The following is a 12,828-nucleotide window of genomic DNA, read 5'->3' as shown; positions in this document are numbered from 1 at the left end:
TGTCCGCCACGGCCGCCAGAACCCGTTCGAACTGAGGCACCGAGACCCAAAAGGGCGCTTCCTCCGGCCCCACTAGCCGGCTTGGCTGGCCAATGCCGTGAAAAATCAGGGCAATTGCTGGTTTCATCCGCGACCTTTCACGCGTTGATGCACGGTTTCGGCCAGGCTGATCAGCGATGCCGTCAGCCCCGGCGGCTGGTATTGATATGGCCCCGGTGCCACTATTTCTACCCCTCCGGTTCGCAGTTTGAATTGGGTGACCCCGGGGTTGTTCTCTGGATCGATGCCGCCCAGGTCGAACCACTCCAACCCGTGCGATTTGCAATGCTGTATTGCCTGCCACATCAGGAAGTGGCCCGTGTTCGACCGCCGCCCGGCATCGGTTGTGGCGCCGAACAGGTAAATGCCGTTACTGGCCGCGGCCCCGATCGTCATCGCACCCAGGTCCACGCCGTCTTTCATTGCAAACAGGACCTTGTGACTGAAATCCGCCTCCTTGAGTGGATAGTAAAACTCCGGCGGGATATCCGGGCTGAACCCTTTTGCCGAACTCACCAGTCGATACAATGCGTTGAACCGGGCGGCACATTCAGCGATGGGCAGCGTCTCGGTTTCCATCCCAGCCTTGAGGGCATTACGCAGGGGATTTCGCCATTTTCCGTGTTGGCAGCGCATCAACTCCTCGTCCGGTTGCCGGCAATCTATGGCAACCGTCCGATAGACCGGCGAGCGGTTCGTCGCGCCAAACCCGGCGGCTGCAGCCGCAAGATCCACAAATCCGGGATCCAGCGGCGGTACGGCTGGCATCCTGAATCGCAGGATATGCCCGCTGTCCCTTGCATAGGTGCGCAGACTGGAAAACACTCTGGCCAGGGTTTCGGAGTCCGGATCCGGGTTATCGCGATGCCGCACCAAGGGGCCGGCGGCGATCCACGCTATTCCCCGGCCCAGAACGGGCACCGGCTTTATGCGCAGGCACGCCGCAGCGATGAGGCGGCCTGCGTGATCCGAAAGCGACAGAAACCGGGCATCCGCCCCGATCCGCTTTGCGGCCGCCTGAGAATAGCCGAGGGTCTGCTCGTAGGTCAGATCCTCGAATTCACCACTAATCCCTCTCCAGTCCTCGGCCGGGACCCATCGCATTTTCAGGGGCCTGTTCATAACCGCGTCCGAATCCAGCTTGTCCACAGCGCGCGGGGCCGTGTCCCCAATCGGGGCCGCAGTCTGAGAAACCACAGCCGATAGTAAAACAGGTGCAGGCCGTCGGCCCACAAAAGCAAGCAGCGTGTTCGAAAGCGCGGCAAGGGGCGGTCGTTCACCAGAACGATTGAATGGAGCGGAACAAGCTCGCCGCCATAACTCAGCTTGTATTCATACTCCCCTGCACCGGCCTCCACCAAGCCGATTCCTTCCGCGATCAGCCCAGCGACGCGCTCGACCAATCCCACGCGCCCCAATCCGATCTTGGAGAACGCAGGGTCGGTTTCGCGCGCGTTCAGCCACCAATAGGCCTTGGCCCCCAAGGTGAACCGAAGCTGGCTGGACAAGAGCCTGTCCTCCTGCCATTGCTCGTCGATCGTGGCCTGACCCTTGGCCGCCAACCGCCGCAGCAACTCGCGATAGAAATCGGCAGCCTTTGACCAATCCGAAAAATGCCCACCTTTGCCCGCGGCCACCCATTGCTGGGTGTGCAGTTCGACGAACCGGTCCATGGCCTGGTTAACCGTACCCGGGCGCGCACTGGTGTTCCTCAGCGGGGCGATTTCGTTCAGGCGCTTGAGGTCGCGGCGGACTTCGCGGCGGCGGCTTTTGGACAGTGCCGACATAAACGCATCAAGACTGTCCGGCAACGCCATCAGGGTATGGCCACGAGGGCTTTGATCCCGTAGGGGCGAGACGCATTGACCGGCAGGCCTGCGCATGCACGCAAGATGCCGTGCGCGGTCGGACATCGGCGACAGGCTGATTGCGGAACAGTTGAGTTGGCTGACCAGATGGTCAAAGACTGCATCGAAGAAGGTCGCGTCAAACCCCTTGGAAATGGGCAGGCTCATGACGGCAAAGTTGGGATCGACCCCGGCCAGGCGGGCGACACGCACCGGAACCGGTCCGGCCCAGATGGTCTCGATGCAGAAGGGCAGGGCTGCGCGCAATCCCGTCTGGTCGCGAAGCTCATAGCAGACCGGTTGGCGGCTGGAGGAAAACGACGTGCCATAGTGCGACCACCACGCCGCCTGCCATTCGGTCAGAAAATAAATGTCGGCGCCAGTTTCTGCGACCAGATCATCCCACTCGGCGCGGTTCAGCAGTTCATGCGCCGACAACCGGATGAATTTCAGAGCCGTATCCGGCCTGGGTTTCGTATTTTCCATCACGTCGCCGGCTCTTGCCCAAAAAGATGGAACCGGATCGCCGCCCGGGACAGCCGCAATCGGGCGGCACGGTCCGGGCTGGGCTTTACAAGGCCCGCCAATCCGAAAACCATCCCCCGCAAGGCCGCACTTGCCACGAAAATCGCGCGCGTCGCCAACTCGCCGGACCGGCCATGGTGTTTTCTGGCATAGATGGTTTTGCTCTTTTGCTTCTGCACATACATGCGCGACTTGATCTGGGCGGTGCTTTTGGAACCGCCTTCAAGATGCATGATCCTAGCCTGAGGAGCAAAGACGCACCGCCAGCCGGCGTTGCGGATGCGACGGCACCAATCGGCTTCCTCAGAATAGATGAAGAACGCCTCGTCGAGGGGTCCGACCGCTTCGAAGACAGCGCGCGGGACCATCATGAACATGCCCGACACCACGTCGACATCCCGCTGCGACCGCCGATCCCAATCGTCGTATTCCGGCCAGCGGAACACGCGCTTCAGGCCGAATTCAACCACCGCCAGGCTCAGCGGACCTGGGTCCGCGAAACAGGTCTTTTGAATGGTGTCGGCGTCCTCCCAGACCTGACACCCGACACAGCCGACATCGGCATGGGCGTCCAGCCATGCACTCATGACGTCAATCGCATTGTCGAGGATGATCGTGTCGGGATTGAGCAGCAGAAGCTTGTCACCCCGGGCGATTTTCAGGCCCTGATTGTTGGCCGCCGCAAACCCCCGGTTGTCGGGATTGGCGATGAGTTTCACGTTTGGGAAACAGCGCCGGACCATGTCGGGTGTGCCATCGGTCGAGGCATTGTCCACCACGATGACTTCGTGCGGCAGGTTGGTCTGTTTTTCCACGGATTCGAGACAATCGTGCAAAATTTCGCGTGTATTCCAACTTACAATGACAATGGAAACAGTGCAGCCTGACTGAGAATGATCGGTATTTGACGCCATGGCCGCAAAAATCCTGCTAAACTAAGTACAAAAAAGGGACGATCCCGTGACTGCTACATGATTTTGGGTTTGAAGCCATGGGTTCTGCAAATATTATTTTTGGGCGTTGGTGCCGAAGCTGCATTGCCGGTGGATTTCTCCCGGCGCGCAGAGAGAAAGTGATTGTAGATGGACATTGAATGCCTGGAAGATTTGACCGAGGCACAAAGAACAGAATGGTGTGAGTTTCTTTCCACTTCTCAACATCAACACCCGCGCCAGCATCCACAATTCGCCGAGGTGGACAAGGCCATTGGCAACCGGGTCATATTCGCGATCGGCCGTCGCAGTAGGCGACTGGTCGCCGTCGGGATATTTGTCATGCAGCCCAGCCGGGTGATGCCCGGCCGGTCGGCGTCCGCCGTCGCGTTGAGCGGCCCTGTTTGTGACACGGCTGCGGAAATGGTCACATTTCTGCAAGGGCTGTCGGAACATCCGGCATTTTCTCGAACGGACTCCTTGCGTATAACGCCCTATTGGCTGGACCAGGAAGGCGACGGGCTGGCCAGTGCTTTGGCACAGGCGGGATTTCGGATCAGCGACCCGGAACCCCATCGCGATACGGGCATCATCGACCTGACCGGAACCGAGGACGAGTTGCGGGCCTCGTTCTCGCGCAGCGCGCGCCGCAAGGTCCGCCTGGTGGACAAATCCGAAATCGAGATTCGCACCGCCCGCACTTTCGCCGAGGCCGAGACGTTCTTTGAACGACTCAATACCCTGGTTGTGGCGCGCCACAATCTGACCCCGGTCAGCCGCGCCGAATACAGCGCCGGTTTCGACCAGATATTCCGCGACGGTGCGCTCGGCGTGATCCTCTGCGCCTATCACCAAGAGGCGTTCCTGGGCGGGCTTCTGCTGTACCGCAGCGGGACCACGGCCCATGCCCGACGCTTTGTCGCCGACCCCGGGGCTGCGCAGGCCATCGGCAATCTGCGGGTCGCGCCGGCCCTGTGGCTCGAGGGCATGTTCTGGGCCAAGCGCGCCGGCTGCACCCGATTCGACGTCGAAGGTTTTCTGCCCGTCGAAGACAAGACCCACCCTAATTTCAACGTCTACGAGTACAAGCGCGAGTTCAAACCGACACATGCGCGGCGCATTGCCGAGCACACCCTGGCACTGAGCCCCGCCCATCATTTTGCTAACACCCTACCCGGCCGACTGAAAGCTCAAGTGAAGCGCTCCTTCCCGCACTTGCGCAATCTCGACCCGGCCCGGCTGTTTCCGCGGGGCGGCAACTGATGGCGCGCGGGGTCGATCAGGGGCCACTGGTTACCTATTCCAGCCGACGCGCTAAGTATTTGAACTTGGTCGTTTCCGGGGCGTTGTCGCCGCTGGAACGCTTTCTGGAGCTCCGGACCGGCCAGGGCGAGCAGCCCGTTTGTTTCATCGTCGGGCCGCCTCGTTCGGGCTCGACCTTGTTGTACGAGCTGCTGGTCACCCGGTTCCAATGTGGCTATTTCAGCAATTTCGCGAAACGCCTGTTCCGGGTTCCGGTGGCGGCCACTTGGCTTTGCCGGCGGGCCATGCGGGACAGGCAAGGATCCTTTGACAGCTCCTATGGCGAGCTTGAAGGGAACGCCGCCCCCAGCGAAGCGGGGCGGATCTGGGCGTATTGGATGCCCTATGCGGCCCCTTACTTTCTGGACGAACCGGGGGTGCCGGTCGCCCGGATGAAGCGGAAGCTGGCCGCCATCGGCCGGATTTCAGGGCAGCCCATGATCGTCAAGAACATGATCCTGCAGTCCGATTTCCCGCTGCTGCTCGATACCTTCACAAACGCGATTTTCATCTACATCGAGCGCGACTGGGCCGACAATGCAGACTCGCTCGTGCGGGCCAGACAGGACAAGTCGTCGATGGACGCGACCGGCTGGTGGTCGCTTCGGCCGACGGGTTGGGAAACCTATGCCGACGCCGATGCGATGACCCAGTCCTGCGCGCAAGTGGTTCTCAGCCACCGGGACCTGCGGCTGGGGTTCGAGAGGCTGGGCGCACCAGAACGCGTCATGAAAGTCAGCTACGAGACCCTGTGCGAACAGCCCGAACAAGTGCTTTCGGACGTCGAATCCTTTTTCAGACGAAACGGCGTTTCCCCCGCACGAAAGCACAAGACGGAAACTCTGCCGGGAATTTCGGCCCGGCGACACATGCAGGATGACGTTCGTGGTCAGATCATGGGGTGTCTTGAAAAAATCGCGAAAGAGGCCGAGTTGAGCCAAAAGGGTGAAGCCGATGGCGCATAGTCAGGCCCGCCTTGCATGTGGCGATCCGCCGATGCGGCTCGGCCAAATGGTCCGAACAGATCCCGATGGCGGGTTTCTGCGTCTTTTTGACGGCCGTCATGTTCACTGGAGTTTCAACACAAGGGTCGCAATCCGCGCGGCCTGCGATCTTCTGGAGCTTCTGCCCGGTGACGAGATACTGGTGCCCGCCTACAACTGCGGATCCGAAGTCGATCCGCTTGTACACGCGGGGTTGTCGATCCGCATGTATCCGGTCTCGGCGGATCTTCGGGCCGATCCCAACCGCATCGCACCCATGATCACCGAACGCACAAAAGCGGTGTATGTGACACACTATTTCGGCATCCTCCAACCCGAACTGGCCGCGCTCCGCGCATTGTGCGACCGCCACGGGCTGCGGCTGATCGAGGATTGCGCGCTGAGCCTGTTGAGCGGGGCAGCACCGGCAGAGGGCGTCACCGGGGATGTGTCGGTCTTCTGCTTTTACAAGTTCGTCCCTGTGCTTGAAGGGGGCGCGCTGGTCGTGAACGCAGACGACCTTGATTTCGACCCGCCATTTGTCCGGCCGCCGCCGCGAAAAACCGTTGCCAAAACGCTGCTCCGAACGACGATCAGCAGGGCTTTGGGTCCGGATCGGGTACGCACTTTAAAACATAGCCTGGGTCGGGGAGACGCCCCGAATACCCAGCGCGGCAAGCCGGATGAAATGGAAGACATCCCCCCGCACTACTATTTCGATCCCACATTGCGAAACCGTCGGATCAGCAGCTTTGCGCTGCGGCCACTCCGGTCCTTTCCTGTGTCGGTCGTGTCAGGGACCCGTCGGCAAAACTGGCAGATCTACCGCGAGTTGTTGGATGACATGCCGGGCGTCCGGTTGGTGAACCCCGATCTGGCGCCCCACACATGTCCGCTCAACATGCCGATCAGGATTGCCCATCGCGACCGGGTGGCCCGCGAATTGCAGGCGCTGGGGATCGGCGCCACGCCCTGGTGGGCCGGGTTCAACCGCAATCTCGACTGGTCCGGACAGACCGAAGCGATCGATTTGAAGAACAGCATCCTCTCTCTGCCTTTGCATCAGTATCTGGGGCCTGCTCACATCCGGCACATCGCCGACCAACTGCGCAAAACGCTGCGCGACCCCTAGGCTTTCTGCCCCCGGAAGTGATCGCGCATGCGCGCCAACAATGAAAACACCATGGTTTCGAACCCCTCCGGGCGGCCGGAAACGGCCCACAATGCGATGTGCGTTCCGGTATAGACGACGGCCCCGACACCGGCTTTGGTCAGCACGATGAACGGCGTGTAGGAGTAGTGAATGCCCACCCGCAACACATAGTTGGTGGCAATGACGGCAACCGCCATAACGGCGCAGGCCACGAAGCTGCGCCATCCGACGGCCAGTGGCTCGAAGAAGCGGCCGTTTCCATATCTTTTCGCGATGACCAGGGTTGCGAAAAGGCCGACCAGATTGGCGATACCTGCAGCGATCAGTGCGCCGTTGAACCCGTATTGGACACCAATCAGCATCACCGCGCAGACGACCAGCAAGACAATCGTGTTGCGGAGAAACAGCAGCGAAGTCGACCCTTCGATATAAACGGCGGACCGCACCGAAGCCTGCAGCGCGTTCAAGGCATAGAGCGGTGCGAGAACCCAGATCACCGGCGCGGCTGCGACCCATTTGTATCCCAGGAACATCCAGATGATGTCGACAGACAGCAAAGCGAACCCCACACTGCACGGCAGCAGAATGGCCAGAAAACCGGCATTGATCTTTCTGAACCCCTCCTTGGCCTGGTCAGTCTTGCGCGACAGATCCGCCAAGCCGGGATAAACCACCCGCAGGATGGGGGTGAAAAGCTGATGCGTCACAACGTTCACGAGCCGGGTACCGATGCGAAACAGTCCCGCATCCGCCAAACCGAGTGTGCTGCCGATGATCAGCTGCGGCGCATTTGTGGACAAAAACTGGGCAAGCTGTGCGCCGATGGACCAGGACGAAAAAGACAGGCTGTCCCGCCACCTGCTGAGGGACAGTTTGAGGGACATCGGTGCGATCGAAAACGTCCAAAGGCCGCGCGTGATCTGTCCCGCAAAAGTCGCCACGACGATCGCCCAATAGTCGCGCCAGTACCACGCCAGGCCGATGGCGAAGATTGCATAGACAAGGCGGCTCAGGGTTTCCTCGCCAGCGGCGTATCCAAACCGCAATCCTCTTTCGAACAACAAAAAGCGCGGGCTTTTGATCGCGACGATCAGTGACATCGCCGAAAGCACCGGCATCAATTCGACAAGTGCCGGGATCCCTAGCAATTCAACCAAAGGTTGGGCGGCCCAGAAGATCGCCGCCGCTAGCAGGCCGAAGATGATCTGAAACGAAAAGACGGTGTGCAGATGTTCGGGCGTTATGTTGTCGAGTCGAATCAGGACCATCCCGATTTGCCGCTGGAACATCTCCAGCAAAGCCGTTGCAATCAGGAAATAAGCAACGACGCCAAAGTCTTCAGGGGTCAGCAAGCGAGCAGTTATGGCGATTGTCGCAAGCCCCAGCCCTTGCCGGAAGACACCCGAGGCAAGCAATGTCGCCACGCCGACGGCCAAGGCCGAACGCCGTGTCAGCCCGCTTGGCGCGGGATCAATGTTGTTGGGCTGGAGCACGGAAATACTGTTTCCTAACTTGAGCCAATAGGCCGGTTTCGACGAGGTCGTTTCTTGACATGAGCCGACAAGTACATTGCTGTACCCGACAGGGGGCCGAATGTGGCAACCGAAGAATTTGACTGATAACCAAGAAAAAACCGCTTATTTGAGACATAGTCACATGCATTTCCTGAATGGTATCAAAACATTTCGAGGGCTTCCAACACCACTTGTCATTTCGTGTCAGAACACTGCACCCCACATCAAGGTGAATTTCACAGATAGTTCCTCAGACTGGTTCGGTCTTGGGCAAGCATTGCGGCCTCTTGCTGCAGCCGTACGACAGGGCGGCGATGCCCACTCGGTGTTCGGAGACGCCACATGAAAATCGCGATTTTTGGCTTGGGGTATGTTGGGTTCACCGCGGCCTGCTGTCTGGCCCATCAAGGGCACGAAGTGCTGGGCATCGACGTCAATGCCGACAAGGTGTCCGAGATCAACTCCGGCAAACCGCCCATAAAGGAACCGCAGGTCGGCGAACTGCTGACCCAGGCACTGGACAGGGGACTGATCCGTGCGGTCGTCGAATGCCCCGATCTTACAACCTGCGATTTGGCCATCGTTTGCGTCGGAACGCCCAGTTCGACCGACGGCTCCCACAACATGAGCTATGTGGCCGAAGTCACCCGGCAGATTGCCGAAACCATATCCGACGACCGGGCGCGTCCGTTGACGGTTGCCTACCGGTCCACCTTTCGGCCCGGAACCGTCGCACAACTGGTCGAGCCGATCTTTCGAAGCTTTCTGGGCGATCGGGTCTCGCAAGCGGTCGAAATCGTCTACAACCCGGAATTCCTGCGCGAAGTCTCGGCCGTGCATGACTTCTTTCACCCGCCAAAAATCGTCGTCGGCACGAAAGATGGCTGCCGCTCCGACGTAATGGACGCGCTGCACGAGGGCCTCGACGCGCCGGTTTTCTACACCTCGTACGAAGAGGCCGAAATCACCAAGTTCGTGGACAACACCTGGCATGCCACCAAGGTGGCCTTTGCCAACGAAATCGGCCGCATCTGCCATCGCATGGGCGTATCCGCAAAGACCATGCACGACATATTTGTCTCGGACACCAAGCTGAACATTTCGCCTTACTACACGCGGCCGGGTGGCGCGTTCGGGGGGTCTTGCCTGCCCAAGGACGTGCGGGCCCTGCAACATATCGCGGGCGAAATCGGCGCGCATACGCATCTGATCGACAGCCTGCTGCGCACCAACGAGGCGCACAAGACCTACCAGGCCCAGGACATCATGGCCCGTCTGCCCGAAGGGGGCAGGGTGCTGATGGTGGGTCTGGCCTTCAAGGCCGGCACCGACGACCTGCGCGAAAGCCCGAATGTCGACATCGCGCGACGGCTGCTTCAGGGCGGGTACAAGCTGTCGGTTTATGACCCAGCCATCCGCCCCGCCGACCTGCGCGGTCAGAACCTGGGCTATGCCTTCACGCATCTGCCGTCGGTCGGCAGCCTTCTGGTCGATCGGGCCACGGCCGAACAGGGTCCGTGGGATCTGGTGATCGGATCGAATGCGATCGTGAACGATCTGAACCTTGGCGATTTTCCGGTGGTGCGAACCTATGAATATGACTGACACCACCTTGGCCGTTCAGCCGGTTTCGATGGATGAATTGCGGCGGACCCGGCCGCTGCAGGGGCTGAAGGTTCTGATCGTGGTCGAGAACCTGCCCGTCCCCTTCGACCGGCGCGTCTGGATGGAGGCGCGCACTCTGGCCGCCGCCGGCGCCGTCGTTTCGGTGATCTGCCCGACCGGAAAGGGCCACGAAGAGCGTATCTGGGAAGAAGAAGGCATTAAGGTCTATCGCCACCCGCTGCCACTGGATGCAAGCGGCGCGCTTGGCTATCTGCTGGAATACGGCGCGGCGCTGTTCTGGGAATCCTGGCTGGCGTTGAAGATCAAACTCACCCGCGGGTTTGATGTCATCCACGGCTGCAACCCGCCCGACCTGATCTTTCTGGTAGCGTTGCCCTTCAAGCTGTTCGGCGTGCGGTACCTGTTCGATCATCACGACATCAACCCCGAGCTCTACGAGGCCAAATTCGGCCGGCGCGGGTTCTTCTGGAAATTGATGAAGACCTTCGAACGTTTGACCTTTGCATCGGCCCGGGTGTCGATCGCGACCAATGAAAGCTATCGCCGGATCGCCATCGAACGCGGGGGCATGGCGCCCGAGGATGTATTCATTGTGCGCTCGGGCCCGGACCTGAGCCGTCTGGAGCGCGTTCCGCCCAACCCGGCCTGGCGGAACGGTCGAAAATACATGGTGGGCTATGTCGGCGTGATGGGCGATCAGGAGGGGATCGACCTGCTGCTTGATTCCGTGGCCCACCTGGTGCAGGGGCAGGGCCGGGACGACATCCAGTTCTGCCTGGTCGGCGGCGGACCCAGCCTCGAGAAACTGCGCGAACAATCCGCCGCGATGGGCCTGTCGGACTACGTCACCTTCACTGGGCGGGCACCGGATCGGGACCTGTTCGAGATCCTGTCGACGGCGGATGTCTGCGTGAACCCGGACCGGGTGAACGAGATGAACGACAAATCCACCATGAACAAGATCCTTGAATACATGGCCTTCGAAAAACCGATCGTCCAGTTCGACGTGACCGAGGGCCGGTTCTCGGCGCAGGACGCGTCTCTGTACGCGCGGCCGAATGATCCGGTGGACATGGCGGCCAAGATTGCCGAACTGCTTGAAGATGAAGCGCGTCGGGCCCGAATGGGCCGCTATGGCCGCGCGCGGGTCGAGTCTGAAATGGCATGGCCTCATCAGGTGCCCGCCCTGATCGCGGCCTACGAACGGGTGTGGAAAGGGTAGGGCCTAGAACGGTACGAAACGCGGCATTCGGTTCAGGCTGGGCACCATGAACCGCTGCAGCCGCACGTCGGCATCCGCCTCGGTTTCACCGGGCAGGATGGGCGTGACGAAACGGACAAGGGCGCCATCCGTCCGCCCCATGACAAAGCCATCTTTGATGACGCTCAGCTTGGCCCGGAAATCGTTGACCATCCGCTTTCCGCGCTGCTCGAACCAGTAGTAGACCAGCTGTTTCGACAGTTCTTTCTGGATCACCGCCCGATTGACGGTGAAACTGCCATAGGGCGTCTTGTCCAAGGTAATTTGATACGGCTCGAGGCTGAATATTTCCCACCCGCCGACAGGCAGACAGACCTCAGGGGAATGGATCCCGTCGCCGTCGGTCTGCTTGTCGTAGAAGGCCACGAACAGGTTCACGAATTCGCCCGACGTGGTGTCGGCATATGTTGCGTTCAGATAGTCGCTGGCGCCCAGGGTCCGCTCGACTTTCGGGTCGAGGCTGGCCGTCGACCCCGACCAGTTTCCGAGTTGCCGCGGATACAGAACAAAGGGATCGCGTTCCACCGGCTGAACATCGGCCGCGGGGCGCAGCACCCAAGCCGCGGATACCGACAGCGTCAGAAGGGCCGCGACAGCCAGTTGCAGCGAAGGCTTCAGACCAAAAATGCGCAGCGCGATGGGGCCGAACCCATCGACATCCAGATCGATCGCTTGTGCAAAGGGCTTGGGATCGGGGGCCATGCGCTGCAGCCCGATGGCCATCAGGAACAGGACCCCCACGCATAGCAGGAAGATAATCCAGCCCTCGAAGAAATGCATGAATCCTTCGGCCTGTTCGATGCCGTATTGATTGACCAAAATGCCGATCACGCCGATGCGGATCGAATTCATCAGAACGGTCAGCGGAGCGGCCGCCAGCAGCAGCACGACCTTGTGCCAGATCGGGCCGCGATAGAGCAGGGCGAACAGGTACGAGAAACTGAGAATGGGAAACAGATAGCGCAGGCCCGAGCAGGCCTCGGCCACTTGCAGCTTGTAGACACCCAGATCGATGACATTGCCTTCGATGAAGACCGACACACCAGCCAGTTGCACGAACCACACGCCCAGTTCGGACGAGATCCACTGAAGGAATATCGTCAGCTTCCAGTACACGAACTGGGGCAGGGGCAGCATGAAAACCAGGTGAAAGACCGGCAATTGGTGGTGGCGGCCGCGCTGCCAGCCGAACACGGTCAGCACAACTCCGCCGGTCCAGATGATCATGGCATAGGTCACGATGTCCGGAATCCGCGCCAGATTGCCCAGAACCGCCACCGCAAGCGCCAGGGCGATGACCGCAACCCCGGGCCAGCGGTCTTGAACTTCGGGGAGCGTCGCCGGCGCGTTGCGCAATTCCCGCAGGAAGAGATACAGCGAAATGATCGGGATCAGCGGGCCGTGGCTGTATTCAGGCGTGCTCCAGGCAGTGCCCAGCGACACGATCCCGATCCAGAACACCGGGACCGATCCGGCCAGCAACAGCACGAACCAGCCAAATCCGGCCACGTTGATCCGTGGCCAGACCGCTCCCAGAGGTCCGCCGGACTGACCGGATTTCGACTCAAGCTGTTGCATCAACCCTCATATTGCATCGAAACCGCGGCGCAAGCATCCTCGCAGATCGAAATCCCGAAATCGTGATC

General features: G+C 60.4%; 10 protein-coding genes. 5 read left to right on the top strand and 5 right to left on the bottom strand.

The window, feature by feature from the left end:
* Nucleotides 1-123 precede the first annotated feature (123 nt).
* Genes AC2FM3_RS17015 through AC2FM3_RS17005 form a run of 3 tightly spaced genes read right to left on the bottom strand, consistent with a single transcriptional unit; the run spans nt 124 to nt 3,325 of the window.
* A complete protein-coding gene (locus tag AC2FM3_RS17015; RefSeq protein WP_496684191.1) occupies nt 124-1,161 on the bottom strand; it encodes a lipid II:glycine glycyltransferase FemX in 1,038 nt (345 codons plus the stop codon).
* The gene (locus AC2FM3_RS17010) at nt 1,158-2,372 is read right to left on the bottom strand and encodes a GNAT family N-acetyltransferase (RefSeq protein ID WP_496684190.1); all 1,215 of its coding nucleotides are present in this window, start codon (nt 2,370-2,372) and stop codon (nt 1,158-1,160) included. Before AC2FM3_RS17010 ends, AC2FM3_RS17015 begins: the two co-directional genes overlap by 4 nt.
* Nucleotides 2,372-3,325 (bottom strand): glycosyltransferase family 2 protein, encoded by a 954-nt coding sequence (locus AC2FM3_RS17005; protein WP_496684188.1) that lies wholly within the window; start codon nt 3,323-3,325, stop codon nt 2,372-2,374. Before AC2FM3_RS17005 ends, AC2FM3_RS17010 begins: the two co-directional genes overlap by 1 nt.
* A gap of 192 nt (nt 3,326-3,517) precedes the next feature.
* On the opposite strand from AC2FM3_RS17005, the gene AC2FM3_RS17000 reads away from it, so the two are divergent.
* From AC2FM3_RS17000 to AC2FM3_RS16990, 3 genes are read left to right on the top strand one after another with little or no spacing between them, the layout of a single operon-like run.
* A complete protein-coding gene (locus AC2FM3_RS17000; RefSeq protein WP_496684186.1) occupies nt 3,518-4,606 on the top strand; it encodes a lipid II:glycine glycyltransferase FemX in 1,089 nt (362 codons plus the stop codon).
* The gene (locus AC2FM3_RS16995) at nt 4,606-5,610 is read left to right on the top strand and encodes a sulfotransferase (RefSeq protein ID WP_496684184.1); all 1,005 of its coding nucleotides are present in this window, start codon (nt 4,606-4,608) and stop codon (nt 5,608-5,610) included. Before AC2FM3_RS17000 ends, AC2FM3_RS16995 begins: the two co-directional genes overlap by 1 nt.
* Nucleotides 5,611-5,656: 46 nt before the next feature.
* Nucleotides 5,657-6,760, top strand: coding sequence for a DegT/DnrJ/EryC1/StrS family aminotransferase (locus AC2FM3_RS16990; RefSeq protein ID WP_496684181.1), 1,104 nt, complete (start codon nt 5,657-5,659; stop codon nt 6,758-6,760).
* Here the strand turns inward: AC2FM3_RS16990 and AC2FM3_RS16985 are convergent.
* Nucleotides 6,757-8,274, bottom strand: coding sequence for an oligosaccharide flippase family protein (locus AC2FM3_RS16985; protein ID WP_496684180.1), 1,518 nt, complete (start codon nt 8,272-8,274; stop codon nt 6,757-6,759). The two genes, AC2FM3_RS16990 and AC2FM3_RS16985, sit on opposite strands and share 4 nt — an antisense overlap.
* Nucleotides 8,275-8,637: 363 nt before the next feature.
* Between AC2FM3_RS16985 and AC2FM3_RS16980 the strand changes: the two genes are divergently transcribed.
* Together AC2FM3_RS16980 and AC2FM3_RS16975 are read left to right on the top strand one after the other, a co-directional pair.
* Nucleotides 8,638-9,900 carry a nucleotide sugar dehydrogenase gene (locus AC2FM3_RS16980; protein ID WP_496684177.1) on the top strand — a complete coding sequence of 421 codons (1,263 nt, stop codon included), beginning with the start codon at nt 8,638-8,640 and terminating at the stop codon, nt 9,898-9,900.
* Complete coding sequence (locus AC2FM3_RS16975; protein ID WP_496684174.1) at nt 9,893-11,143, top strand: glycosyltransferase family 4 protein; 1,251 nt, start codon at nt 9,893-9,895, stop codon at nt 11,141-11,143. The genes AC2FM3_RS16980 and AC2FM3_RS16975 overlap by 8 nt, the downstream gene beginning before the upstream one ends.
* Before the next feature lie 3 nt (nt 11,144-11,146).
* Here AC2FM3_RS16975 and xrtD read toward each other — a convergent pair whose 3' ends face one another.
* Entirely contained in the window at nt 11,147-12,760 is a 1,614-nt protein-coding gene (gene xrtD, locus AC2FM3_RS16970) for a VPLPA-CTERM-specific exosortase XrtD (protein WP_496684172.1), read from the bottom strand.
* Nucleotides 12,761-12,828: the final 68 nt, after the last annotated feature.

It is taken from the genome of Ruegeria sp. BHSB172 (assembly GCF_059613165.1).
This window is presented reverse-complemented; position numbering and strand designations above follow the sequence as displayed.